The organism is Streptomyces sp. NPDC030245 (assembly GCF_055572995.1).
Map to the genome: position 1 here is coordinate 83172 of NZ_JBVICF010000017.1, position 24862 is coordinate 108033.

The following is a 24862-nucleotide window of genomic DNA, read 5'->3' on the forward strand; positions in this document are numbered from 1 at the left end:
TGTGTGACCTGGTGGGCGTCACGGTTTGCGGGCGAGGCCCCCATGCTCACCGATGGGCTCCTGGGCGGGGGAGCCGGGGTCGGGGCGCCAGAAGGGGACTGACACGACCCCGGGCTCCAGGAGTTCCAGGCCCTCGAAGAACGCCTCGATCTTGTCGACGGGGCGCAGAAAGTACGGGACGGCACCGGACGCGTTGTAGGCGTCCTGGGCCGCTTCGTACGCCGCGTCGATGCCCCGGGAGCCGTCGTTGACGGAGAGGTAGCTGCCGGACGGCAGACCGTCCATCAGCCGGGCGACGATCGCGCGTGCCTCGTCGTAGTCGGCGATGTGCCCCAGGATGTTGCTGAGGATCAGAGCGGTGGGGCGGCCGAGGTCCAGTGTGTCGGCGGCGGCTGCCAGGATGCGGTCGGGGTCGGACAGTTCGGCGTCGATGTAGGCGGTCGCCCCCTCCGGGGTGGAGGTGAGCAGCGCGCGGGCGTGGGTGAGGACCATCGGGTCGTGGTCCACGTAGACGATCCGGGCCTCCGGGGCGAGGCGCTGGGCGACCTCGTGCGTGTTGTCCACCGTCGGCAGCCCGGTCCCGATGTCCAGGAACTGCCGGATGCCCGCCTCGGAGACCAGGTGCGTGATGTTGCGGCGCAGGAAGGCACGGCTGCTGCGGGCGACGGTGACGATGCCGGGGAAGACGGCACTGTACGCGTCGCCCGCCGCCTCGTCGACGGGGTAGTTGTCCTTGCCTCCCAGCCAGTAGTTCCAGATCCGGGCCGAGTGCGGCACCGATGTGTCGATCTTCTGGTGCGCCGCCGGACCGGGCGTCGTGGCGTGGTCGGTCATGGGTACCGTCCGTCTTCAACCGTGGCGTGGACTGTTCGACGCACAACCTACGTCGCAACAGCCGTGTCGCGCACATCAGTTCACGAGGAAACCCCCCGCTCTCAGCGGGTCATGTACGCGCCCCCGTTGACGTGCAGTACCTGACCGGTGATGTGACGGGCGCCGGGGGAGGCGAGGAACGCGACCGTTTCCGCGATGTCCTCCGGCGACCCGGCGCGCCCCGTCGAGGTCGCGGCCACGAGCTGCTCGCGCCGTTCGTCCGCGAGGCGGTCCCGGAAGAACTCGGTGTCCGCGATGTAGCCGGGCGCGACGACGTTGGCGGTGACGCCGCGCGGCCCGAGCGTACGGGCGAGGTCCAGGTTCCAGGCGGCGAGTCCGGCCTTGGCGGCGCCGTAGGCCCCGGCCCCCGACCCCCGGGCGCCGGCGATCGACCCGATGTGCACGACGGCTCCGCCCGCCGCGAGCCGGCTGTCCACCGCCCTGGTCGTCAGCGCGGCGCCGACGAGGTTCGCGTCCAGGTTGTCGCGGAAGGCCTGCCCGTACGCGACGAGATCGGCCTCTTCGCCGACTTCGAGGTCCTGCTGCGGACCGGCGTCGAAGTCGGTGTTCCCGCCGGCGTTGTTGACGAGGACGTCGATCCGCTCCGGCAACTCGGAGAGGAGCGCGGTGAGCGCCTCGGGGCGGGTGTGGTCGCACACCACGCCGCGTACGTCGGTCTCCGTCGCCAGCAGGTGGAGGGGTTCGGGACGGCGGCCGGTGACGAACACGGTCTCGCCGCGCTCCGCGAAGTGCCGGGCGGTCGCGCGGCCGATTCCGGTGCCGCCGCCGGTGATCAGGATGGTGCGTGTCATAAGCTGAACTCCGAACATCCATTGAGGCCTAAATTTAGAGCTAAACGTAACGTATCACTGGAGAGGCGGGACATGGGGGACAGGCTGGACGTGCAGACGGAAGGCACAGCAGGCACAGCAGGTGCAGGCTCGGAGCGAGTGGAAGAAACCGCACAGAAGGAGCGCGGCGCCCTCCCGGGCGGGACCTCCGCGTACACCGCACGGGACATCGCCGCCGCCTGGCAGCGCGAACGCCCCGGCACCCCCGCCACCTCGATCGGCATCGTCACGCCGATCTGGCAACTGGCCAAGCTCTTCGGCGACGACCGCCGTCGCGTCCTCGCCCGCGCCGGCGTGGACACGGCGACACTCGACCTGCTCAGCGTGTTGCGCCGCAGCGGCGCGCCCTACACCCTGACCACCCGCGAACTGGGTCACCTGTCGATGGTCACGGCGGGCGCGGTCTCCCAGCGGGTGGCCCGTGCCGAACGCGAGGGCCTGGTCACCCGCCGCCCCGGGGAAGGCCGGCCCCGTACGGTCGAGGTCACCCTCACCGAGGCGGGCCACGCCCTCGTGGAGGCGACGGTGGACCAAGTGCTGGGCAGGGAGGCCGACCTGGTCGGCGGCCTGACGTCCGACCAGCAGGCACACCTCACCGAGCTGCTGGGACTGCTCCTCGAAGACGTCCAGAAAAAGCTCGGGGACGAACGAATCACGCAGGTGGGAGAGGTCTGATGCCTGCGCGGCGACGGCCGGAGACGTGCGATGGGGGAGACCCCGAACCCGCCCTCACCGCCCGGATCTGCACGTGGTGATGTGCTGTGCGATGTGCACTGTCACCTGTACGCGGTGCTGAGCTGCACTGTCATCGGGGAGTCGAACCCCCGCGTTGCTCTTCACGCGCCAGGAGTGGGCCGGAACCGCCGGCCCTCGGTGTGTGCACGCCTCCGGAACAGCTACCTGCTCCCCATCGTCCGTACGGTGTACGGCCGGACCGTCCGCTCAGTCCAGGAGGTCGGCCTCCCAGTTCGCGCGCTGGATGCGCACGTCGATCTCACGGATCTCGCGGGCGAGGGCGTCCGCCTGACCGCGCAGTTCCGCGACCGGGAGGGCCGAGAGCATCACCAGCTCGGACCGCAGCTGCCGCCCGTAACCCCGTTCGCCCGTGCCCGCTGCGGCGTCCGCGGCCGCGGTGATCACCGAGTGGCGCAGCCGCAGCACGTCCCGGCGCGCGAGCGCGTCGGTGAGCGTGCCGTCCTCTCCCAGGTGCACGGACGCGTTGGTCCGGTTGATGCGCCGGATCAACGACTCGAGCGTGTCCAGCACCTCACCGGTGTCGGCCAGCAACTGGGCCGCGTCCTCCGGAGGAGTCTCACCCTCCTGGTGCCGCGCGCTGCTGACGACGCGCGCCCGCAGCTGCTCCACGCGGCGCGTCGCCTCCGCGCGCTCCGCCAGCGCCTCGGCAAGCTTCACCGTCTCCCCCCGTCCTTTCCTTCGAGCCCCCCGGCCCTCTGAGCTCGCACGAGTATACGAAGGCAGGCCGCCCCGCCCGCACCGGCTTTTCTTGACGGGCCGACGTCTTGGCGGGCCCTACGTCTTGATGGGCCCTACGTCTTGGCGGGCCCTACTTCTTCGGCTCCCGGAAGCGGCCGAAAGCCTTCGTGAGCGCGCTCAGCGGTGAGCCTTCCGCCTTGGTCTGGCCCGCCGCGGGCGGCCCGGGCACCCCGTCCCCGCCGGTCACCTCGGCCAGTGCCGCCTGTGCCGCCTCGGCCGCCTCCCGGTACAGATCGCGGGAGGTCGTCATGGCATCGAGCGCCTCGGCGTACTTGGTGACCATGTCCTGGGCGTGGGCCAGCTCCTCCTCGGGGGTGAGCAGATGCCAGCCCTGGCGCAGCCGCGTCAGGGCCCGCTCGGCCTCGGGCGGCATGGGCCGGGGGAGCGCGGCGAAGTCCTGGACCCTGTCGAGGAGTTCGGTCGGTTCGGATCCGTCCAGGAAGACCGTGCGTACCGTGAAACGCTCCGGGTCGTACTCGGGACTCCGCGGCTCCGTGGGCAGGACGACGCCACCGCCGCGCGGCATCCGCACGCTCAGCTCGCGCTTCATCGCGAAGTCGGCGATCTGCGCCTGCTCCGGCGTGCCCCGGTGCTCGACCACCTGGTGTCGCAGGCTCGGCGGCAGGAACGTCGAGATCGGCTGCTGCCCCTTCGCGTCCGGAGTCATCGCCTCGTGCACCACGACGTGGATGAACCAGCTCTGCCGGGTGCAGTCCCGCAGCAGGTGGCGCAGCTCGTCGTCGTCCTTCGGCAGGTGATTCGTCGACCGCAGGCGCACGCCCGCCACCGTGTCGTGATCCCAGGCGACCTGATCGCTGTCGGGCCAGAACATGAGGGCGGGGGAGGGCCACCGGTCGTCCCACGCCTGCTCCGCCTCGGCCGCGAGGACCCACGTGACGCCCTCGTCTTCCTTGCGGCGGGTCTCGGGGTCGTACGTGGTCAGCTGTGCGCGCACCGTGACGTCGTCGGCGACGCGCCAGCGGGCCTCGAAGAGGCGGCGGGCCGACGGGCCGGGGTCGGCGGACTCGTCGCGCGGGTGCAGGACGGTGGAGGTGGCGGCCTCCACGGGGTCGAGGTCCAGGAAGTCGTCGAGCACCCCGGCCGCCTGTAGGGCGATCAGGTTGCGCCGGACGTCCTGCTCGGGTTCGGGCCCCAGGTGGCGCCCGCGCCCGAGCCACGCGGTGTCGGGGACGACGGTCGATGAGGTGCTGTTCTTGGCCATGGATTCGTTCTGTAGGCGATCGGGGCCCGACCAGTATGGTCCGTCGGGCTGCCGATGGAAGACGTCGGTGCAGGCCGGTGTCACGGTTTGTAGGTTCTCGTTCGACTTCTCCGGTGCGATTTGACCAGTGCGCTTTCACCGGTGCGTTTACGGGCAAAGGAATCGGGTGAGCCTGATGCCCGCCGCTTGACGTCAGACAGCGGCGGCCGCGCGTTCGGACGCGCTGCGCAGGACGCAGAACTCGTTGCCTTCCGGGTCCGCGAGGACGGCCCACCCCGAGCCGTCCGGTTCCCGATGGTCGCCGACCAGGGTGGCGCCGAGACCCAGCAGCCGCTCGACCTCCGCCTCACGCGTGGTGTCCGGGCGCAGGCACAGGTGGAGCCGGTTCTTCGTCGTCTTGGGTTCGGGCACCTGATTGAAGAACAGCACAGGCCCCGTCTCCAGCATCACCTGGGTTTCCTTGTCGCCCGGCTTGTCCTCCGGATGCAACGGACGCCCCGTCACCTCGCTCCAGAACAACGCCAGTTGATAGGCATCCGCACAGTCGATCGCCACGTTCTGCAACTCTGAGACCATGGGGCGAGCTTGCCTCACCGGGCTCTGATCCTCCACCCCTTTAGATCCGGTTTGGATCCGGGTGGAGGGCCGGCAGGCCGCTCCGCTGCAATCATCGTCGGCCATGGACAGCGACGACTGGTATCTACAGACAGGGCACGGGGTCCGGTTCGAGTGGGGGTCCGCCGGCGCGGAACGGCTGGCGGCGGATGTCGCCTGCGTGGTGGTCGTGGACGTGCTCTCGTTCACCACCTCGGTGACGGTCGCCGTTGAGGCGGGGACACGGGTCTTCCCCTACCGGTGGCGCGACGCGACCGCATCCGCGTTCGCCGAGCGCGTGGGGGCGGACCTGGCGGTCGGACGCCGCATGACCACCGAGTCGTCCCCCTGGTCCCTCTCTCCCGCCGCTCTGCGACGTGCCCCCTTCACCCCCCGCCTGGTGCTTCCCTCACCCAACGGCTCCGCCATCGCGGCCTCGGCCGGTGAATCCCCCGTGATAGCCGGATCCCTCAGAAACGCGACAGCTGTGAGCCGGTGGCTCTGCCACCAGGGCTACGGGACGGCCGAGCGCCCCGTCGCGGTGATCGCCGCCGGCGAACGCTGGCCGGACGGGAGCCTCAGGCCCGCCATGGAGGACTTCCTGGGCGCGGGAGCCGTCATCTCCGGACTGCTGTCCCAACTCGGCGAAGCGCTGTCGCCGGAGGCGGCCATGGCAGCGGCCGCCTTCCGGACGACACCGGATGTCGCCGCCGCGGTCACCGCAAGCGCCTCCGGGCGCCAGCTCATCAGAGAGGGGTACGCCGAGGACGTCGCCGTCGCCACAGAAGTGGACGCCTGCGCCGCGGTCCCTGTCCTCGTCGACGGAGCGTTCACCCTCACCGACCGACTGTGATGGATGTCGGTGAGTGGGTGTCTGTGAGCGGGTGTCTGTAAGCGGGTGCAGCCGGTCAGACTCGTTCTGGTGCAAGCGGCTCGGACGGCTCCCCGGAACGGTCCGGCGGAGTGGGCAGGGGACCGCTGCGCAGCAGTACGGCGGCCACGATGGCGGCGAAGACCAGGGCGTAACCGGCCCAGCAGAACACCGCTGCGTAGCCTTCGAGCGCCGCTTGGCGGAGTTCACCGGCGGACGGGCGGCCCTGGACGTTGCTCGTCAGCCAACTGGTGGTCTTGTCCGCGGCGATCGTGTTGAACAGCGCGGTACCGACGGCCCCGCCGATCTGCTGCCCGGTGTTGACACACGCCGAGGCGACCCCGGCGTCCTCGGGCGCCACGCCGGAGGTGCCGGTGTTCGCCACGGCGGAGTAGATCAAACCCGTGCCGACGCCGATCACGACGAGCGGTCCGAGCAGAGCCCCGGCGTAGCTGGAGTCCACCTCGATGTACCACAGCCACCCCATACCGACACCGCTGACCACCAGACCGGCGGGAATCAGCGGCCTGGGGCCGAACTTGGGCACCAGCTTCGAGCCCCCGACGCCGGTCACCAGGATGGTGCACGCGACCATCGGCAGCATGGCGCAGCCCGCGACGACCGCCGAGTACCCCAGCACGGTCTGCATGTAGTAGACGAGGAAGAGCAGCAGGCTGAAGAAGCCGGCCCCGACGAACAGCATGGTGAGATAGGCGCCGCCGCGGTTGCGGTCCGCGACGACCCGCGGCGGCAGCAGCGGATTCCCGGCACGTGTCTGCCACACCCCGAAGACGCACAGCAGTACGGCACCGGCTACGAGAAAGCCCCACGTCGAGGCCCGGCCCCAACCGTCCTCGGCGTTGGCGAAGCCGTAGACCAGGCAGAACATACCGCCGGACGCGGTGACCACACCCGGGATGTCCATCCGGGCCCCCACCCCGGGCTGCCTGGTCAGCAGCGTCACGCCGCCGACGAACGCCACACCGGCGAAGAGCAGGTTGATGTACATGCACCAGCGCCAGTCGAGGCTGTCCGTCAGCGCACCGCCGATGATCAGCCCCAGGCCGCCACCGGCAGCCATCACACCGCCGACGGCACCGAAGGCCTTGCCGCGCTCCTTCGGGTCGGTGAAGGTGGTGGACACCACGGACAGGCAGGCCGGCGACAGCAGTGCGGCGAAGGCTCCCTGGAAGGCCCGGGCCGTCACCAGCGTGCCGAAGCTGTCCGCGGCACCCCCGACGGCGGAGGCGACCGCGAATCCGGCGAGGCCGACGAGGAAGGCCTGCTTGCGCCCGATCAAGTCGGTCAGCCGCCCGCAGAACAGGAGCAGGCTTCCCAGCGGCAGCGCGTACGCGGTCACGATCCACTGCCGGTCGCCGTCCGTGAAGCCGAGATCCTGCTGCGCGTCCGGAAGCGCGAGGTTCATCACGGCCAGGTCGAGGCCGACCATGAGGTAGGCGCAGCAGATGACGGCGAGGACGAGCCAGCGCCTGGGGTGCGCGCTCGGTTTCGGATCCGCGGTTCCTCCGGAGTACGGCCCAGTTCCAGGCGCGGAAGCCGCGCTCTGTGTTGCCATGATCATCCCTTTCTGGGTGGCTGGTCGGTGTCTGGGCCTTCCGACGAGGCGGGGTCGCGGAATGTGCGACGGGGAGAGGGATGGGGGTGGGCGACGGCACAGTTCGGGGCGGCGTCTCGTCGTAGGGGTAAGACAGCCGCCACCTGCAAGCCACCTCCGCGATCCGCGACCGCGATCCGCCACCTGACATCTTCCATCTGCCATCGAGGGAGTCGACGGAACCATGACCACCACATCCGAGCCGGGGCACGAGCACACCGACGAGAGCCTGGACGCGCTCATCAGCGAGCGGCGACAGGTGACGAACCTCGCCTATCGGCTGCTCGGCTCACTGACCGACGCCGAGGACGTCGTGCAAGAGACGTACGTACGCTGGTATGCCATGTCCCAGCAGCAGCGGGACGACGTCGAGTCGGTCGGCGGCTGGCTGACGACGGTCGCCAGCCGCATCTGCCTCGACGTGCTCCGCTCGGCCCGGGTCCGGCGTGAGCGCTACACGGGGGACTGGCTGCCCGAGCCGCTGCCCGGCCTCACCGAGAGGGACATGGGGCCGATCGAGGGCGTCACCGTCGACCCCGCCGACCGCGTCACGCTGGACGAGTCGGTCAGCATGGCCTTCCTCGTGGTCCTGGACTCGATGACTCCGGCCGAACGTGTCGCGTTCGTCCTCCACGACGTCTTCCGCTACCCCTTCGCCGACATCGCCGGGATCCTCGGCCGTACGCCGGTGGCCTGCCGCCACCTGGCATCCTCGGCCCGCCGCCGGATCCGGGCCGCGCAGCCTCCCGCCGCCCCGATCACGCAACAGGCAAGCCTCGTACGGGCGTTCAAGCAGGCATGGCAGGCCCAGGACATCAAGGCGCTCGTCGCGCTTCTCGACCCCGACGTGAAGGCGATCGCCGACACGGGCGGCCTGGTCGGCACCTCCGGTCCCGTCGAGGACGCCGAAGGCATCGCGCTCGGCTTCATCGACGTCGCCCGCAGGCTCTCGGGCCTGACCATCCTGGAACGCATGGTCAACGGCCGGCCCGGCCTGGTGGCGGAGCGGGACGGCGTCACCGTGACGGTGGTGGCGTTCGACGGCACCGGCGACCGGATCACGCACATCTGGGCAATCCGCAACCCCCACAAGCTCCGTCTGTGGACGGCTCAGCCGCAGCATGACTGACTTCGGCCGCCGGCTCGGCTCCGGAGCAACTCGGACCCGGCTCCGTGCCTCGCCCCTCCCAGGCGGATTGGAGCTACTAGAGCCAGCCGGCTCGCATGCTGGTCACCGCTCCGGCGTCCACGTCGCCCGCAGGAAGACCCAGTTCGCCGGCCCATACCCGCTCCAGCATCCGGCTGATGGTTCCCACGATCTCGGGGGCAGCTGTGCGGAGACCGTCCGCATCGGCTGCCGAAATCTCATCCGGAGAGATGCCGGCCTCGTCCAAAAGGCTGGAGATATCGGTAAGTTTCCCGGTCAGCCAGCCCAGCGGTTCGTCGGACAACTCCTCGACGAAAGTGCGCGGGCCGGGCTCCCAGCCGACGATGTCGGGGTGATGGTGTGTGCGGTCGAAGGTGTTCGGGGCGGCGTTCGCGTCTTGGAGGAGATCCACCCGCCACAGGGGGCGGCCGATCGTGATGGGACGTGCCGAGTACATGGAACCCGGCAACTCGCCGCTCTCGAAAACTCGTAGTTCCAACCGCACTCCGCGCTCGGGGGACTCCTGGCCGTGCAGCGGTTTCGGGTTCAGAAAGTAGAGGTCACTGACCACGACGCCGACCCGCTCAAAGGCGAATGCGTACAGCACGACAACCCCCAGGGCTACTCGTGTGACAGGCGAGTCCTGTCCTGCCGAGCCTACGGAAGCCCGACCCCACCACACGATCCAGAACCGGCCAACGACACAACCGTTGCAAGGGAAACGGCGCCAGGCGTCACGAGGCGACACGAGGTCCCGCCCACCCCCACGTTCGACGATGCCCCCGGCCTCACACGACGTACTGCCTTCCCGGACATCGTGAGCGATGGCCGTCACGGCCCGAGCGGCGGATCGAGGTCAAGGATCATGTCGAGCGATTCCAAACCGTTGGTCCCGGTGAAGGAGCCGACCGCCTGGAACCCGTTCCTCTTGTAGTAGCGAATGGCGCGAGCGTTGTCGGTGAGAACGCCGCCCAGCAGAATGATTCTTCTCTTACCGAAACCCCGTGCTACGTCCGCGAGGAGAGGGAAGACCTGCGTGCCCACTCCTTTTCCCTGGTAGTCGTCGGCCAGAGTAGGGCCGAAGCGGCAATCGGTCGCAGTGAGCCGAATGCCGGCCTCGTGATAGCGCGCGATGTCGTCGGGGTGGAGATCGAGACTAAACTCGAGGAGGCCGACGATCCTGCCGGACGGCACTTCCTCCAGCACCAGCCTGAGCTTGTCGTAGCGCGCGATCGCGTCACACAGCTCCTGCGCGGTTGCGAGGCCGTATCCGTCGAAGGTGCTCAGTCGCCTCGATTCGGGCGACAGGCCGGCGAGGAAACCTGCGAGAAGCTCAGGGTCGGCTCGCGTGAGAGGTCGGAAGACGACATCCGCACCGTCGATCCGTGGCAAGCGGCGTGTCAGAAGTGACGGATCATCGGCGATCTTCCGCAGCGTGAACATTTCAGTACCCCCACCCACTCAGGCCTTCAGCGGCACGAACCTACTGCTTGCCCCCGGTCGGCGCTCGTGATCACACGGGTGCCGCGCGCCTTCGCGAGCTGGATCGCGGCGCCCGTGTCGGCCAGGGCGCGGGCGGCGTAGGATCATCGAACCGGCGCGCGGTTGATCGTCGTGCGCTCGTGCGCGCGGCGTCCACGCGGTCGCCGCCCCGCTGCCGTGGAAGATACGTAGAACCCGACATCCCTGCGGCTCGGACGATGTGACGGAGGCGAAGGTGCTGATCACTGTCGCGGACGTGGAAGCCGCAGCCGAGCAGATCGACGGGCACGTCATACGGACCCCGACGGTGCCGAGCCCCGGCCTGTCCGCGCTCCTGGGCGCGCACGTCACCGCGAAGCTGGAACTCCTGCAACGCACCGGCTCCTTCAAGGCGCGCGGTGCGGTGGCGAAGCTCCTCACCCTCACCGAGGCTGAACGCGCCGCGGGGGTCGTGGCCGTGAGCGGGGGCAACCACGCCATCGCGGTCGCGGTCATGGCCGGTGCGCTGGACGTCAAGGCGACGGTCGTCATGCCACGGTCCGCCCCCGGCCACGCCGTGGACATCGCCGAGGCCGCCGGGGCGAGCGTCATCGTCGCCGACACCATGGACGGCGCGTTCGCCCTGGTGGACGACTTGCAGGCCAAAGGGCTCACCCCGGTCCATCCCTTCGACGACCCCGTCGTCATCGCCGCCCAGGGCACGGTCGGCCTGGAGTTCGCGGACGACGCCGGGGACGTCACCGACGTACTCGTCAGTATCGGCGGCGGAGGGCTGATCTCCGGGGTCGCCGCCGCGCTCCACGCGCGCCGTCCCGGTGTACGGGTCTGGGGTGTGGAGACCGAAGGCGCCGGAGCCATGTCGCAGGCCCTGGCCGCCGGCGGGCCGGTGCGGGCCGAACTGTCCTCGATCGTCTCGACATTGAGCGCGCCCAGCGCCTCACAACTCACGTACGAACATGTCTCGGCGCTGGTCACCGATGTGCTCACGGTGACCGACGCCGAGGCCGTGCAGGGCACCCTCGACCTGGCCGACCACGCGAAGGTCTGGGCCGAGCCCGCCGCCGGATGTCTGCTGCCCGCGGCACGCCAGGTGCTGGAGCGTGTCGGGGAGGGCGCCAGGCTCGGCCTGGTGGTCTGCGGCGGCAACGCGACGACCGCCGATGTGACCGCCTGGTCCGAACGCTTCGGGCTGCGCTGACCGTGCCGATTCTCGTCCCGTCGGTCACGGAGGCGCCGGGATCTCAGGGTTTCCGGCCAGGATGTCCTCGGCGGTCTGCCAAAGCCGCGGCAGGAACCGGGTGACTTCGCCGGCCCGGTGAAGGATGTCGTCGGTGGAGTTGATGCCGAGGTCGGCGACGGCTGCCCGGAAGGGCGGGGCGAGAGACTCGTGCAGCGGGGGAGCGTCGGCGGCCAGGATGGTGTGGCAGCGGGCGAAGGTCGCGATGATCCAGAAAACCGCCTCGCGGTGGTCGCCGGCATCGATGAGGGACTGGCTTCCCTCGATGGCGATCGGCCGTGCGGCGGGCGTGATGTCGCTGCTGAAGAAGTGCGGCGTCTTCGCCACCCGGGCGGTGGCGTCGAATGTCGCGGCGAGTTCGCGCAGATGGTGCTGGACGCGGTGCGCGGACAGGCGTGCACAGCCGAGGAGGTCGAGGAGGGCCGGGTAGAGGTCGAGGTGGCCGTAGGTGGCGAGGACGTCGCGCGCGGCCGGGTAGCGCAGGCGGACGGTGGGGTTGCGCAGGGCGGCGGTGAGGAGCACGTGGCAGGTCACGCCCGTGGGAAACAACCAGGCGGCCACCTGCTCGTGGAACGGCGCCGAGGTGTCGATCGCCGCGAGACGGGTTTCGACCCGGCGGCGGGCATCCTGGCACCGGCGACGGACCCAGGGCCGGGCGGCGAACCGGGGCGAGACGTGTCCGTGCAGCCTGCGCAAATGGCCTGTGGGGTCGTCGATGACCGTGTCGGTGCGGAAGCTGCCGGCCAGGTAGTAGGACGCGAGGACCGCGTCGGCGGAGGCGAGCTCGGCCCACGGCAGATGGCTGACTTCCAGCAGGGCGCCCTGGTGGCGAAGCTTCCCCGGCTTGGCCGGTGGGCATTCGGCGGCGGTGACGACGGAGATGTCGACGTCGGAGGAGGGCGGCAACTCGACGTCGTCCGGCAGCCCGACGGTCGAGCCGCTGAAGAACGCACCTCGATAGCCGGCCTCGGATCGGGCATACCGTTCGACCCATTGGCTTGCGGCGGAACGTGCCGCCCCGACTTTCACAGCCCCATTCCCCCTGATGGCGAGTACAAGACGTCTACCGTTACAAGACGTCTACCGTTCCAATGTGGCCCGTCACGGGTGGAGGGGCCGCCAGGGAACCTCCAGACCGTCCTCCGGGTCGATCCACACCAAGCACCCCAGCGACAGCGCGGGTCGTCGCCAGTCGGCCGTATCCAGAAAGGGGCCATCGCCAGTCTGAAGCAGCTCGCAGACCGCCTCCAGGTATGCGGCCGCGGAAGGCCAGGCCGGAGGTGACAGATCCGGGCCGGTCATGGTCGACCAGCGCCCGACACCCCGCAGTGTCGGATCCGCCGAGGACGAGACGTACATGCCGAACTCACCTGCACCGCTCGGCTCCTCGGCGTCGAGGAACGCCACGAAGTCGGCCCCCTCCCACGGGTCGTCCTCGTCCGGCCCGAAGCGCAGACGCTGCCAGAGCGAGGCTTCGGGGCCGAGGAAGATCCCCCCGGGCAGGAACGCGCCCGCCCACAGTGCCGAGTCCTTGTTGCCCGGCACCTCCACATCCTGGACACCGCCGCACACCTGCCAGAGAGCTTTCAGCTCGGGAGGGAAGCCGAAGTCGAGCGCATGCGTCAGGCTCGCCTCCGCAGCGGAGACGGCCTCCGCAGCGGAGACGGCCTCCGCAGCCGCCGGAGGAAGCAACGAGGCGTACGAGAGAGGCGCCCGCTCCGCCAGCCATCCGGTGAGTCGGCCCCACACTGCGGTGACCTGCTCCATCTCGCTCTGCTCAGACATCCTCGCAACCTACAAGGGGCATGGCCTCGGTTCTCGGGCAATCGAAATGTTCCGTTGAACGCACTACCGCACCCTGCCGTATAGCCGTATGAACTCAGTGACACACGGCGGCCCCGTTCGGCCGCCTTCGCTGCTGCCCGTCCCGGCTCGTCGAGTGAAGGGAATCCGAGGACCCATGCCTCCTGAGATCGTCAGTCGTCAAGGCGCCCTGGCCGGAGAGCGGTTCCGGATCGGTACGAAACCCCTCACGTTCGGCCGCAAACCGACGAACGACGTGGTGATCCGGGACGTGAGCATCTCGCGGTTCCACGCCGAGGTGCGCCGTGAGGGGCACGGCTTCATGCTGTACGACCTGGGCAGCAGCAACGGCACCTACGTCAACGGGGAGCGCGCCACCTCCCACGTTCTGCAACCCGGTGACCTGATCACCATCGGAAAGGAAACCTTCCGCTTCGAGGCGGCGGATCCGATGGAGACCATCATCGACCTCTCCGTGTTGCAGGCGCTCACGCCTCCCCCCGCCGAGCAGCCGGTGCCGGTGCTGAAGGTCACGGTGTCGGGCGGCGGCCCCGTCGGGCTGGCCTTCGCCCTGCTGCTCGAATCCCTTCTGGGCCCGCGGGTCGCCATCACGGTCTACGACGGTCGCTGGACCCGGGCCGGAGGAGACAGGGTCGTCTGGAAGGACGCGAAGCAGGGGAACGTCCGGCGGCAGCAGGTCGTCACCGTCCAGAGCCGCCAGTATCTGGGCCTGCCCGAGGACGTCCAGGCGAGGCTGTTCAAGGAGGGCGCGTACAGCGAGATGTGGCCGGCGGGCCCCGACTCGATCGACGGGCACAACCCCCGCAACATCCGCATCGCCTACGTAGAGGACACCCTCCTCGAGATGGCCAACGAGAAGCCGGACCGCATCCGCCTGGTCCCGGAGCGGTTCGACGCGCTCCAGCACGAGAAGACGGTGTCCGCGGACCACGTGCTCGCCATCTGCGAAGGCGGCCGTTCCCGGACCCGCGAGCACTTCGCCGAGAAGTTCGGACAGGCCGACAAGTCCATCTACTCCCTCGAAGGCGCACATCTCCAGGACGTAGTGCTCGGCCTGAAGGTGAAGTCGCGGCTTCCGGATCCGATGTCCGTACTGCTGACAGTGGCGCAGAACCGCTTCCTCCTCAACTCCCTGCGCGGTGAGGGCTTCCTCAACATGCGGCTGACCGACGAGGAGGCCAAGGAAGTCGTGGGGATCGACCCCGTCCGGCAGGTGTTCGAGCAGTGCATCGCCTCACGCCCGTGCGTGATGAACCGGAGCGAGGACGGCGACTTCTGCTGCGACACCCACAGCACCCTCTTCCTGCCCGCCCTGATCAAAGGGTCGGCGCTGTGGAAGCGGGTCAAGGAGGGCCTGGCGCTCTTCGCCGTGCCCGAGTCGGACCTGACTGCCGTCACGGCGTTCCGGCTCGACATGGTGCAGCGGCCGCGGTTCACCGCACGGCTGTATCCGAGGACATCCGCCGGCCCCGGTACGTACGGGTTCCTGCTCGGGGACGCCGCCAACGCCATCCACTTCTGGCCGGGGCGCGGCCTCAACAGCGGCTGGGGATCGGTCATCTCCCTCGCCCGGTCCCTCAGCGGCACCTGGCGCGGGCGCCCGTTCCGCGACGCGGACTTCGTCCGCCACGAGGCGGCCATGTCGATGCTCCAGTACCGGCACAAGAGCCGCGCCTGGAACTCCATGATCACCACGGATGAGGACGGGGTGACGCGGGCCATCAAGGACAAGATCCAGGAGAGCATTTCCGAGTCCCTGGAGCAGGGGCGTGACCTGGACCGCGAAGCCGACCTCGAAGCGCTCATGGGTCAACTGCGTGCGATACGGGGCCGCTTGGCGCCCCGGGTCCCCGGCATGCCGGACGACGCGACACTGCTGAAACACTTGGACACGCTGCACAGTCAGACCCTGTACACACTGGTCCGCAGCGGTGCGTGGGACACACAGATCGTGGGCGGCGAGGAGGTCGACATCGACATCTTCTACCCGGTGGAGCGGTTGGACTCGGCACCGGAGCAGTCGGGGGTTTCCCCCGACGCGAGCGTGGGGTCTCAGGGCGTGAGCAGCGTGCGCAGGTCGATGACGCGGTAGCCGCGCGCGGTGATCGCGTCGAGGATACGGGGCAGGGCCTGGGCGTCGATGACCTCCTTGCGCCCTTGTGACGCGCCGACGTGCATCTGAAGGATCGCTCCCGGACGCAGGGCGTCCAGTGCCCTCTGCACCGCGCGGCCCACCGTCATGCCGCCCTCGGTCCCCTTCCATCCGTTGGTGTCGGTGGTGAACTCGATGTCGGCGAACCCGAGGGCGTTGACTTCCCTGATGTGAGCGGGACTGGTCTCGCCGTACGGGAACCGGAAGAACGGCGTCACCGCGCGGCCCGCCCCGGCCGCGCGCAGGGCCGCGTCCGTCGTCATCACCTCGCGCTGTCGTCCCGCCTTGTCCAGATCCTTGAAGTAGGGGTGGCTGAAGGAGTGGTTGCCCAGGCCGTGGCCGGCTGTCGCGATCTTCCTCACCGCTGCGGGGTGGCGGTCGGCGAAGTCACCCGTCAGGAAGAACGTGGCGGGCGCGCGACGGCGGGCGAGGTCACCGAGGATGCTGTCCAGGCCGGCCTCGTTCCAGGCCGCGTTGAACGTCACGGCGACCACCCGCTCGCGCGTACGGATCACCCGGTTCTCCGAGCCGAACAGCGCTCGTAGCCCCTTGCTGTCCGCCGTCGCCGCCGGTCGCGGCGTGGTCGCCTGGGCCGGTCCGGCCGCCGGACCCTGCTCGAGGGTCCACAGCAGGACGGCGGACAGCCCGGCGGCCGTCCCGAGCATGCGCCGGGCGAGAGGGCGGCGATTTCTGATCACGGAAAGCGAGTGCATACCTCAGCCATCGGTCAACCCCGCCCCGCCCTTAAGTGCGCTCGGCGCGATTGTCCAGCGCAGTCGGTCAGCGCAGTTCTTCAGCGCAGCTCCTCGGCCAGCCCGACGATGATGCCCTCCGGGCCGCGGACGTAACAGAGCAGATAGCTGTCCTCGTACCGGGCGATCCCGCCGACGAGTTCGGCCCCGTGCGGGCGCAGCCGGTCGACGGTGTCCTCGAGGTCGTCGACGGCGAACATGACGCGGTGCGTGCCCAGAATGTTGTGCGGCCGGTCGCGCGGCCCGGCGCCGGCCGCCGCGGGGCTGCGGTACCTCGCCAGCTCCAGTCGGCTGTGCCCGTCCGGCGTCCGCATCATCGCGATGTCGCAGCGGACGCCGTCGAGTCCGGTGCACCGGTCGGCGACGGGGCCCTCGATCTCCGACCTGCCTTCCAGCTCCATCCCGAGCTTCACGAAGAACGCGATGGCGGCGTCCATGTCCTCGACGACGATGCCGACGTTGTCCATCCGCTGAATCGCCATGCTGGATTCTCCTTCGTCCCCGGTCCACCGAACTGCGCAACATTCTGCCGGGCGCACGGCAGTACGGGGGGGATCAGAGGGATCAGAGGCATCAGACAGGGACGGCCTCGTGGACCCGGTGGAGGTGGATGAGCACGTCGTAGGCCTTCTTGATGGCGAGAGTGGGGAGTGGGTCGTTCTTGAAGGACGAGCCGGCGTCGTACACGGGACGCGGTGTGTCCAGCCAGTCGCGGGCCGCTGCCGGGAGTGTGCGCAGGTCGACGTAGTAGTCGCGGTGGTGGACCTGGTCGAGGGTGTACTCCTGCATGTCGGCGGTGGCGGGCGGGACAGTGACCTTGTTCCACGGGCTGCCGAGGGTGGTGGCGGTGAGGAAGGACCCGCGGTTGAAGGTGAAGCCGATGGCGACGTAGCGGCTGCCCAGGGTGTCGCGCAGGTAGACGCCCTGCGTCGTGGGGTACATCACCGGGTCGGTGGACAGGTAGCCCACGTGCCCGTTGTGCGCCGACAGCAGCATCTTGTCGCCGGTACGGCGGTGCCACCAGGCGGTGTTGGCGGCCATGGCCTTGTCGCGGAGGTGCTCCGCCGCGGAGACGGACTCCGGGTCGGACAGGTCGAGCGAGGCGAACGCGAAGGTCTGGTGGATGTTGCGGGCGTGCTGCTCGGCCCACTCGTGGGCGTCACCGCCCGCCCCCTTCCCCACGGCGACCGCGGCGACCAGGGCGAACGCCTGCTGGGCGATGTCCGCGGCGCGGCGCCGTTCGGCGAGGGGCCTGCTCAGGTAGGCGAAGATGTCGTCGAGCGGAGGCAGTTGGGCGTACAGCGTTTCGAGGCGGGTGAGGTCCTGGGGACGGTGCACGCGGACGTACGAAAGGACCCGCTCGAAGATGGCGCTGCCGAGCCTGGGTGCCCCGACGTCATTGCCCATGAAGTGGACGCGGCGACGGGGGTGGCGGTCGTTGTGCCTGCGCATCCAGCCCAGGAGGCTGACGAATTCCTCGCGCTCCCAGGGGGATCCGGCCAGCGCCTCCTTGGCGACCTGCCGGGCGGAGCCGGGGCCGCCCTGTAGATACTCGTCGATGCGCAGACCGGCCGTCCAGCTCATCTCCAAAGCGAACGTGCCGAAGCCCTTCTCCTCGACGAGGTACCGGAAGACTCGCTCCTTCATGGCGAAGAACTCGTGCGAACCGTGGGTGGCTTCGCCCAGGCCGACGACCTCCGCATCGCCGATCATCGTGCCCAGCGCGCGCAGGTCCGCGGCGCGCCCGCCCGGTTCCGTCGACCTCAGGGGGCGCGCGGCGCGCTCCAGCGCCCGGACCGCGGCGGCCCGGCCGCTCTTCGTCGTCGGGCCGCCGGGTGCGGAACGCTTCGGGCCGCCGGGTGCGGGACGCTTCGAGCCGGCGATGGTTTCGGCGTGGGCTGCCGGAGCCAGTAGGGCGGTGGCGGCGACTCCGGCCGCCGCGGCCAGCACCTTCCGTCGGCCTGGCGCCGACCTCTGAACGGGCGTCATGATCTCTCCTCGCTTCGGTGGTCCGCAGGGGCGTCGAAGTGATCATGGCTCGGACGGGTGGCAGGGCGCGCTGGTGCTGTCCGCCCGAACCGGCCGGGGGAAAACCCCAGCAGTCGGTGCGGACGAGCGGACCGCCAATTACGCCTCCCGAGTGGGGAGTACGGAGATCTGGGACAGGTTGACGTGCCGCGGGCGTCCGACGGCGAAGGCGATGAGTTCGGCGACGTCGTCTCCGGAGGGGATGCCCTCGATGGAGCCCACGGCCTCCTGGACGGCGGCGCTGATGGCCGGGTCGTCGATGTGGTCGCGCAACTCGGTGTCGACGGTGCCCGGTTCGATGTTCGTCACGCGTACGTCGGCAGGGCTGAGCCTGGCCCGCAGATTGCGGGAGAGGTGGCTGAAGGCGGCCTTGGAGGCGGCGTACCCCGCGAAGCCGGGCAGGACGGACTGGGCGGCCGCGGAGGAGATGTTGACCAGGTCCGCGTGGCCCCGCTCGGCGGCCGCCGCGAGCAGGTCGGGGACGAACACCTCCACGACGGCGAACGCGCCGGTGACGTTCACGTCGATCATCCGCTGCCAGTTGGCGCCGACCGACCCGTCCCCGTCCAGGAGGTCGGGCAGGGCGAGCCCGGCGTTGTTGACGACGAGATCCACGCGGCCGAGGCGGGCGCGGATGCCGGCGGCGGCCGCGGTGAGCGAGGCCGGGTCGGTCACGTCGGTCGGCACGGCGAGGGCGGTGCCGCCGGCCGCCTCGATCCGGGCCACGTGCTCCCGCAGACGGTCGGCGCGCCGGGCCAGCAGGGCGACGCGCGCACCCTGCGCGGCCAGTTGGCGCGCGGTGGCCTCGCCGATGCCGCTGGAGGCTCCGGTCACGACGGCCACCCGGCCGGTGAGGGGGCGGGTGAGGGAGGCCGCCTGCCGGGCGGGCTCGGTGGTCCCAGTGGTCCCAGTGGTCTCGGTGGTGATGGTCATGGTGGTCTCCACGGAAGTGCGTCGTGTCATTGCGGGCGGCCTCCGCGGTCCCCTGCGGGTCCCGCGGTGCCTTGCGGTACTGACTCTGAAGGAGATCCACGTACCGACCCAGGGCTCCGCTCCACCCTGGGTCCAGCAGAACCACCCTGTGACGGACACTTGACCCATGGACTTCCGCACCGAGCTCTCCGCGTTCCTCCGCTCCCGCCGCGCCCGGCTGCGCCCCGAGGACCTCGGCGTACGCCCGTTCGGCGGCCGTCGACGCGTGCCCGGCCTGCGCCGGGAAGAGCTGGCGGACCTGGCGGGGGTGAGCGTCGACTACTACGTACGGCTCGAACAGGGCCGTACCCACAACGTCTCCGACACCGTCCTGGACGCCGTCGCCCGAGCCCTGCGCCTGGACGAAGCCGAACGCGCCCACCTGGGTCACCTCACCCGCGCCCTGCGCCACCCGGCGTCCACGCCCTCCGCCCCGCAGCCGGTCAGGAGGGGCGTGCAGGTGCTGCTCACGGCGCTCGGCGAGGTGCCCGCGTACGTGCTGGGGCGGCGGCTGGATATCCTGGCCTCCAACCGGCCGGCCCGGGCGCTGTTCACCGACTTCGACGCCCTGCCGCCCGGGCAGCGCAACGCGGCCTGGCTCCTCTTCCTCGACCCGGCCGTGCGCGGCCTGTACCCGGACCGGGAGGCGTGGGAGGAGACCGCGCGCGGCACCGTCGCGGCCCTGCGGATGGACCTGGGCCGGCACTCCTGCGACGACCGGCTGTGCGACCTCCTCGGCGAACTGTCGGTGCGCAGTGAGGACTTCCGCGCGCTGTGGGCCGAGCACCACGTGGGCGCGCACGCCCACGGCATCGAGCGGCTCCGCCATCCCGCGGCCGGTGAGCTGACCCTGCGCCGCGAGACGCTGAGTCTGCCCGAGGAGGGCGACCAGGTCCTGGTCACGTACGCGGCCGAACAGGGCACGCCGTCCCACGCGGCTCTGGCCGCCCTCGCGGCGCCTCAGCGCTGCGGTGCGGGGAACGCCACGGGGCTGCGCAGGCCGGAGCGGCCGACCGCGCGTACGCCGAAGAAGACGTTGTCCTTGGACAGGTCGACGGTGTGACGGGTGGCGTCGCCGACGTCGATCACATGGGTCCAGTCGGTGTCGGTCGTCTCGCGCCACACGATTTCGTACCCGGCGAGATCGGCCTCGGTGCCGCGCTCCCACACCAGCTCGGTCTCGTTGGTCAGGGCAGCGGTGAGGATCTTCGCGCCGCGCGGGGTGCCGGGCGCCTGGGCGAGGCTCCACAGGGCGGCGGCGTTGACGCGGGCGACGCGCGCGACGAACGGGAAGTCGCAGAACTCCGGCAGGTCCCCGTACTGCTTGCCGTCCACCACGCGGACGTCCTGGTGCTGGTGGGCGAAGTCCTCGGCGGGCTCGGTGAACCGGGCTGCGGGGTAGGCGCGTTCGAGGAAGGGGATGTGGTCTCCGCCGCGCAGATAGCGGTCGCGGCGGTACACGACGCGCACCCGCATCCCGGTGGCGTCGTTCGCGGCCACGTCCTTGACGAAGCGGGCGAGCTGGCGTGCCGGCGAGTCGTTCTCACCGCCCACCGAACGCCTGACGGCGGCCTCCTCCGGCGTTTCCGACGAGGGCACGCCCTCCGCGAAGAGGCGGATCGTCCGCGGGTCGCGGGTGCCGTCGTCGGCGGTGGAGCTGCCGACGATGTCGTTGGTGAACATCCCCTGGACGTCGGCCTTGCGCCGCTTGAACTGCTCCGCCATGTGCGCCGCGCCGAACAGCCTCTGTTCCTCGCCCGCGACGGCCGCGAAGACGAGCGTCGCGCCGATGCGCCGGGTCGCCATGACCCGCGCGAGCTCCATGACGACCGCGACCCCGGAGGCGTCGTCGTCGGCTCCGGGCGCGTCGCTCGTGAAGTCCATGACGTCGCTGGCGCGCGAGTCGTAGTGCCCGGAGACGACGTACAGACGGTCGGGGGACGCCGAGCCGCGCAGGGTGGCCACGACGTTGGTGATGCGCGTCGGAGCAGGGATGCGCGGGCCCGGCTCCTGGACGTACGACTGGAGCTCGACGGTCATCCGCCCGCCCGAGCGCCGCGCGTGGCGCCGCAGCTCGGCGAGGATCCAGTCGCGGGCGGCGCCGATGCCGCGTACGGGGTCGTCCTGCGAGGACAGCGTGTGCCGGGTCCCGAAAGCGGCGAGCCGCCGCACCGTCGCCTCGATGCGCCGGTGGTCGATCTCCCGCAGGATGGCGCGCAGTTCGCGTGGCGGTTCCTGGGCTGTGGGGCCGGGGCCGTCGTGCGCGGCGGCGGGGCCCGCTTGCAGGCCGACGGCTCCGGCCGTGGTGGCGGCCGCTGCTGCGGCCAGGACGGTACGCCGGGAAGTGCCCGTCTGCTGCGACATGCGGCCCATGGTCATGGACATTCCAACGCGCCGCAAGGGTGCGTCGCCCGTTCACCGATGGGCAGCCAGCACTGCCGCGAGGCCCTCACGCAGATCCTTGACGAAATACTCGGGAACCTCCAGCGACGGGAAATGCCCGCCGCTTTCGGGCGTCGTCCATCGGACGATCTGTCGGTACCGCTGTTGCGCCCAGGGGCGCGGACACTTCTCGACGTCGCGGGGATACATGGTGAGTGCCGACGGGACATCGACCCGGAGATCGGGGTCCAGCGAGTTGTGGCTTTCGTAATAGATGCGGGCCGCAGACGCACCGGTTCGCGTAAGCCAATACAGGGTGACATTGTCGAGAATGGTATCCATGGAAATCGTCTCGAACGGGCTGTCCTGGGTGTCCGTCCACTCGGCGAACTTGTCCAGAATCCAGGCGAGAAGCCCGACCGGTGAGTCGACGAGCGAGTAGCCGATGGTCTGCGGCCGGGTCGCCTGCTGCTTCGCGTACGCCGCGCGGTGGCGCCAGAAATCGCGGGTCTCCTCGGCCCACTCGCGCTCGACCGCTGTCAGCCCGTCGGTCGTCACCCCGGGCGGCGCCTCCGCGAACGTGCTGTGGATGCCGAGTACGTGCGCCGGGAACCTGCCGCCGAGAATCGTGGTGATATTGCCTCCCCAGTCGCCGCCGTGGGCCGCGAACCTGCGGTAGCCGAGCCTTCCCATCAGCTCCACCCAGGCGGCCGCGATCTTTTCGGTGCCCCACCCGGTGGTGGTCGGCTTGTCGCTGTAGCCGAATCCCGGCAGCGAGGGAACCACGACGTGGAACGCCGGCGCGTCCGCATCCCGCGGATCCGCCAACTCGTCCACCACATCGCTGAAACGGACAATGCTGTCCGGCCAGCCGTGCGTCATCAGCAGGGGAGTGGCATCCGCGCGGGCGGACCGGCGGTGCAGGAAATGAATTCCCAGGCCATCAATGGTCGTACGGAACTGACCGATTCGGTTGAGGCGCTCTTCGAAAGGGCGCCAGTCGTATTCGGTACGCCAGTAGTCGACGACATCGACGAGGTCGGCGAGCGGAACACCCTGTTCCCATCGGCGAGGGCCGGGCGCGGCGCGCTGGACCGTCTCGGCCTCCGGCAGTCGCGCCGCGGCCAGCCGCGCGCGGAGATCGTCGAGCTCCGCGTCGGTTGCGTGGGCTTCAAATGCTTGTACGTCGCTGGTCGGACGGGGCATGAGACCTCCTGGCCGGCGCGGAACCGGCCCCGATGCATCGAAATCCATCCCATGGATCCATCGCATCCATCACGGGAACCGGCAATGACGGTTCTAGCTCTAGCAGCACTTCGAGCCGCACCGCAACCGGCTAAGGTGGTTCCATGAGTGCCGCGTTCCCCGACTTCCGTCTCGGCAATGTGCTGGCGACCAGCTTCACGGGCACTCTGTCGGAGCGTCATGGCGACGCCGTGGAGCGCATTCCCACGCCGGGCCGCCTCGTCGACTGGCTGGCGGTGAGCGGCCTCGACGTGGACTCCTGCACCCCGGCCCAGCTCGATCTCGCGCGGGAACTGAGGGAGTCGATCCACGCCGCGGCGACGGCGGCCGCGACCGGGGACGCTCTTCCTGCCGCTGCCGTCCAAGTCATCAACGCCCGCAGCGCTCAGGGGCGGGCCGCGGCGATCCTGACACCCGAGGGCGAGCGGCGCTGGCAGCTCGGCTCGGCTTCCCGTCTGGAGGATGCCCTCGGCGTGATCGCCGCCGACGCGGTCAGCGTCATCGCGGGCGAGCGGGACGGACGACTGGCCTTGTGCGCGTCGCCGACGTGCCGAGCCGCCTTCTTCGACACCAGTCGCAGTCGCACCCGCAAATGGTGCGACATGAACACGTGCGGGAATCGCCAGAAGAAGGCGCGCTTCAACGCCAACCAGCACAGAAGGCGCTGACTACCGCGGTCGGCAGTGCCGGCCTGTCCGCAAGTTCGCGGAGGCGGCGGCGATGACAGTGCTCAGCCTGTCCCGCGCGTCCACCAGATCGCCGATCCGGCTGTCGATGCGCTCCCGTTCCGCCGAAAGCCGGTCGAGCAGTTCGGGCGTGGCCTCGCCGTCCACCACGCACGGCAACAGCTCCGCGATCGACTTGCTCGGCAGCCCGGCGGCGTACAGCTGCTGGATCAGCCGGACACGGTCGACGGCGGCGTCGACCTCTCTCGCACGGGCTGTTCAGCTTGCTGATGATCAACCTGTCGATCCGTCCACCCCGTCGTCCTCTGCTCAGGTGAGGAGCTTCGCGAGCCGGGCCATCTCGGTGGGTGGGTCGATCACCGGCTGGATGAGGAGTTCGTCGACGCCTGCCTGTTCCAGGGTGGTGATGCGGGCGAGGACGTCGTCACGCGTGCCGACCAGAGCCAAGGCGTCCATCAGCGAGGGCAGCACCAGGTCCCGGTCCTGCGGTGCGATGTGGCCGAGGTAGTTGGGATAGAGCTTGGTGTGCCGGTCCGGCGCGGTGGCGGTGGTCCCGCGCCGGTCGAGGAGCCGCCGCACCGCGTCGCGTTCCTCGGGGCCGAGCTGCTCGGAGAAGGCGGGTGCCTCGGCGGCCGTGTCGGCGGCGAAGGCGAGCAGCGACAGGACGAGGTGGCCCGTCGCGTCCCGGGCCGCGTCGCCGTGGGGGTTTTCGTTCTCGTCGAGCAGGTGGAGCGCGGTGACCAGGTAGGAGTTCGCCCGGGAGTCGGTGGGGGCGCAGGGGGTGCTCTGGGCGGCGTGGTGGCGGGTTTCGTGCAGCGCCTGCCAGGCGGTGGGGTCCAGCAGGCCGACGGAGATGAGACCGGTGCCGCGTCGGCCGGCGACGGCGGCGGCCTTCGGCCCGAGCAGCGCGGCCACGACGAACTCGATCGGGTCGGCGGTGTTCACCTGCGCCCCGGCGTGCAGGAACCGGATGTCCCGGACCCGGTCACCCTCGCGGTACTCGGTCGAACGTCCGGCGCACAGATTTTGCAGCGCCGCGGTGAAGTTCTCCAGCCTGGCCGCCGTGGTCGGCCGCATGCCCAGGGTGCGCCGTGCGGTGTTCCCGGTGCCGACTCCGCAACTGAGCCGGCCCGGTGCAAGCGCGTTGAGGCTGGCGAGGCCGCTCGCGGCGGCCGGGGCCGAGCGTAGCGCCGGTGAGGTCACACCGATGCCGAGCCTGATGCGGCTGGTGGCCTTCGCGCACAGGCTCAAAGCGACGAAGGGGTCGCCATGGACCATCGGGGTGTCGTAGACCCAGAAGCTGTGCAATCCCAACTCCTCGGCCCGCACGGCGAGTTCCTCCACACCGGGCTGCGCGGCGACGACGACGCCTGCACGCATCAAACCTCCAGGGCGTGAGGATCGACTCGAACGTGTTCAGCATGGCAGGTCCCGG

General features: G+C 70.1%; 24 protein-coding genes and 1 pseudogene. 7 read left to right on the forward strand and 18 right to left on the reverse strand.

Annotation, left to right across the window (positions count from 1 at the left end; all coding sequences use genetic code 11):
* Positions 1–18: 18 nt before the first annotated feature.
* Entirely contained in the window at positions 19–834 is an 816-nt protein-coding gene (locus ACZ4Z4_RS35380) for an SAM-dependent methyltransferase (protein ID WP_468336915.1), read from the reverse strand.
* 101 nt (positions 835–935) lie between these two features.
* Positions 936–1685 carry an SDR family NAD(P)-dependent oxidoreductase gene (locus tag ACZ4Z4_RS35385; RefSeq protein ID WP_468336918.1) on the reverse strand — a complete coding sequence of 250 codons (750 nt, stop codon included), beginning with the start codon at positions 1683–1685 and terminating at the stop codon, positions 936–938.
* Between the two features lie 138 nt (positions 1686–1823).
* Between ACZ4Z4_RS35385 and ACZ4Z4_RS35390 the strand changes: the two genes are divergently transcribed.
* Positions 1824–2399: a MarR family winged helix-turn-helix transcriptional regulator gene (locus tag ACZ4Z4_RS35390; protein WP_468336921.1), complete on the forward strand. Its 576-nt coding sequence runs from the start codon at positions 1824–1826 to the stop codon at positions 2397–2399.
* A gap of 267 nt (positions 2400–2666) precedes the next feature.
* Here ACZ4Z4_RS35390 and ACZ4Z4_RS35395 read toward each other — a convergent pair whose 3' ends face one another.
* The 3 genes from ACZ4Z4_RS35395 to ACZ4Z4_RS35405 all read right to left on the reverse strand — a co-directional run bounded on the left by ACZ4Z4_RS35395 (position 2667) and on the right by ACZ4Z4_RS35405 (position 5016).
* Positions 2667–3137 (reverse strand): DIP1984 family protein, encoded by a 471-nt coding sequence (locus ACZ4Z4_RS35395; RefSeq protein WP_468336924.1) that lies wholly within the window; start codon positions 3135–3137, stop codon positions 2667–2669.
* A gap of 151 nt (positions 3138–3288) precedes the next feature.
* Positions 3289–4440, reverse strand: coding sequence for a hypothetical protein (locus ACZ4Z4_RS35400; protein WP_468336927.1), 1152 nt, complete (start codon positions 4438–4440; stop codon positions 3289–3291).
* 192 nt (positions 4441–4632) lie between these two features.
* Positions 4633–5016 (reverse strand): VOC family protein, encoded by a 384-nt coding sequence (locus tag ACZ4Z4_RS35405; protein ID WP_468336930.1) that lies wholly within the window; start codon positions 5014–5016, stop codon positions 4633–4635.
* Positions 5017–5119: 103 nt separating this feature from the next.
* On the opposite strand from ACZ4Z4_RS35405, the gene ACZ4Z4_RS35410 reads away from it, so the two are divergent.
* Positions 5120–5887, forward strand: coding sequence for a 2-phosphosulfolactate phosphatase (locus ACZ4Z4_RS35410; protein WP_468336933.1), 768 nt, complete (start codon positions 5120–5122; stop codon positions 5885–5887).
* Between the two features lie 55 nt (positions 5888–5942).
* Here ACZ4Z4_RS35410 and ACZ4Z4_RS35415 read toward each other — a convergent pair whose 3' ends face one another.
* Positions 5943–7481, reverse strand: coding sequence for an MFS transporter (locus ACZ4Z4_RS35415; protein ID WP_468336936.1), 1539 nt, complete (start codon positions 7479–7481; stop codon positions 5943–5945).
* Positions 7482–7704: 223 nt separating this feature from the next.
* Here ACZ4Z4_RS35415 and sigJ point away from each other — a divergent pair, with 223 nt between their 5' ends.
* Complete coding sequence (gene sigJ, locus ACZ4Z4_RS35420; RefSeq protein WP_468336939.1) at positions 7705–8649, forward strand: RNA polymerase sigma factor SigJ; 945 nt, start codon at positions 7705–7707, stop codon at positions 8647–8649.
* A gap of 76 nt (positions 8650–8725) precedes the next feature.
* On the opposite strand, the gene ACZ4Z4_RS35425 is transcribed toward sigJ, so the two are convergent.
* The gene (locus tag ACZ4Z4_RS35425; protein ID WP_468336942.1) at positions 8726–9274 is read right to left on the reverse strand and encodes a hypothetical protein; all 549 of its coding nucleotides are present in this window, start codon (positions 9272–9274) and stop codon (positions 8726–8728) included.
* 224 nt (positions 9275–9498) lie between these two features.
* Positions 9499–10110 (reverse strand): GNAT family N-acetyltransferase, encoded by a 612-nt coding sequence (locus tag ACZ4Z4_RS35430; protein WP_468336945.1) that lies wholly within the window; start codon positions 10108–10110, stop codon positions 9499–9501.
* A 277-nt stretch (positions 10111–10387) separates the two neighbouring features.
* Between ACZ4Z4_RS35430 and ACZ4Z4_RS35435 the strand changes: the two genes are divergently transcribed.
* Positions 10388–11347 carry a threonine/serine dehydratase gene (locus ACZ4Z4_RS35435; RefSeq protein ID WP_468337193.1) on the forward strand — a complete coding sequence of 320 codons (960 nt, stop codon included), beginning with the start codon at positions 10388–10390 and terminating at the stop codon, positions 11345–11347.
* A gap of 24 nt (positions 11348–11371) precedes the next feature.
* On the opposite strand, the gene ACZ4Z4_RS35440 is transcribed toward ACZ4Z4_RS35435, so the two are convergent.
* Together ACZ4Z4_RS35440 and ACZ4Z4_RS35445 are read right to left on the reverse strand one after the other, a co-directional pair.
* The gene (locus tag ACZ4Z4_RS35440) at positions 11372–12415 is read right to left on the reverse strand and encodes a hypothetical protein (RefSeq protein ID WP_468336948.1); all 1044 of its coding nucleotides are present in this window, start codon (positions 12413–12415) and stop codon (positions 11372–11374) included.
* Positions 12416–12487: 72 nt separating this feature from the next.
* Entirely contained in the window at positions 12488–13171 is a 684-nt protein-coding gene (locus tag ACZ4Z4_RS35445) for an SMI1/KNR4 family protein (RefSeq protein WP_468336952.1), read from the reverse strand.
* A 175-nt stretch (positions 13172–13346) separates the two neighbouring features.
* On the opposite strand from ACZ4Z4_RS35445, the gene ACZ4Z4_RS35450 reads away from it, so the two are divergent.
* The gene (locus ACZ4Z4_RS35450) at positions 13347–15302 is read left to right on the forward strand and encodes an FHA domain-containing protein (protein WP_468336955.1); all 1956 of its coding nucleotides are present in this window, start codon (positions 13347–13349) and stop codon (positions 15300–15302) included.
* Here the strand turns inward: ACZ4Z4_RS35450 and ACZ4Z4_RS35455 are convergent.
* The 4 genes from ACZ4Z4_RS35455 to ACZ4Z4_RS35470 form a co-directional block, all read right to left on the reverse strand.
* Positions 15263–16060, reverse strand: coding sequence for a polysaccharide deacetylase family protein (locus ACZ4Z4_RS35455; RefSeq protein WP_468336958.1), 798 nt, complete (start codon positions 16058–16060; stop codon positions 15263–15265). The genes ACZ4Z4_RS35450 and ACZ4Z4_RS35455 overlap by 40 nt on opposite strands.
* Positions 16061–16155: 95 nt before the next feature.
* A complete protein-coding gene (locus tag ACZ4Z4_RS35460; RefSeq protein WP_468336961.1) occupies positions 16156–16596 on the reverse strand; it encodes a VOC family protein in 441 nt (146 codons plus the stop codon).
* 91 nt (positions 16597–16687) lie between these two features.
* Positions 16688–18103: an erythromycin esterase family protein gene (locus ACZ4Z4_RS35465; protein ID WP_468336964.1), complete on the reverse strand. Its 1416-nt coding sequence runs from the start codon at positions 18101–18103 to the stop codon at positions 16688–16690.
* 138 nt (positions 18104–18241) lie between these two features.
* Entirely contained in the window at positions 18242–19075 is an 834-nt protein-coding gene (locus ACZ4Z4_RS35470; RefSeq protein ID WP_468336967.1) for an SDR family oxidoreductase, read from the reverse strand.
* Between the two features lie 166 nt (positions 19076–19241).
* Here ACZ4Z4_RS35470 and ACZ4Z4_RS35475 point away from each other — a divergent pair, with 166 nt between their 5' ends.
* Entirely contained in the window at positions 19242–20177 is a 936-nt protein-coding gene (locus ACZ4Z4_RS35475; RefSeq protein ID WP_468336970.1) for a helix-turn-helix transcriptional regulator, read from the forward strand.
* On the opposite strand, the gene ACZ4Z4_RS35480 is transcribed toward ACZ4Z4_RS35475, so the two are convergent.
* A complete protein-coding gene (locus ACZ4Z4_RS35480) occupies positions 20075–21478 on the reverse strand; it encodes a M20/M25/M40 family metallo-hydrolase (protein ID WP_468336973.1) in 1404 nt (467 codons plus the stop codon). The genes ACZ4Z4_RS35475 and ACZ4Z4_RS35480 overlap by 103 nt on opposite strands.
* A 51-nt stretch (positions 21479–21529) precedes the next feature.
* Positions 21530–22702, reverse strand: a complete 1173-nt coding sequence (locus ACZ4Z4_RS35485) for an epoxide hydrolase family protein (protein WP_468336976.1) — start codon at positions 22700–22702, stop codon at positions 21530–21532.
* Positions 22703–22845: 143 nt separating this feature from the next.
* On the opposite strand from ACZ4Z4_RS35485, the gene ACZ4Z4_RS35490 reads away from it, so the two are divergent.
* Positions 22846–23409: a CGNR zinc finger domain-containing protein gene (locus ACZ4Z4_RS35490; RefSeq protein ID WP_468336979.1), complete on the forward strand. Its 564-nt coding sequence runs from the start codon at positions 22846–22848 to the stop codon at positions 23407–23409.
* Here ACZ4Z4_RS35490 and ACZ4Z4_RS35495 read toward each other — a convergent pair.
* Both ACZ4Z4_RS35495 and ACZ4Z4_RS35500 read right to left on the reverse strand, forming a co-directional pair.
* Positions 23410–23643 (reverse strand): annotated as a pseudogene (locus ACZ4Z4_RS35495) (MerR family transcriptional regulator); the annotation flags it as partial. It abuts the gene before it with no gap.
* A 93-nt stretch (positions 23644–23736) separates the two neighbouring features.
* The gene (locus ACZ4Z4_RS35500) at positions 23737–24807 is read right to left on the reverse strand and encodes an LLM class flavin-dependent oxidoreductase (RefSeq protein ID WP_468336981.1); all 1071 of its coding nucleotides are present in this window, start codon (positions 24805–24807) and stop codon (positions 23737–23739) included.
* Between the last annotated feature and the right edge of the window lie 55 nt (positions 24808–24862).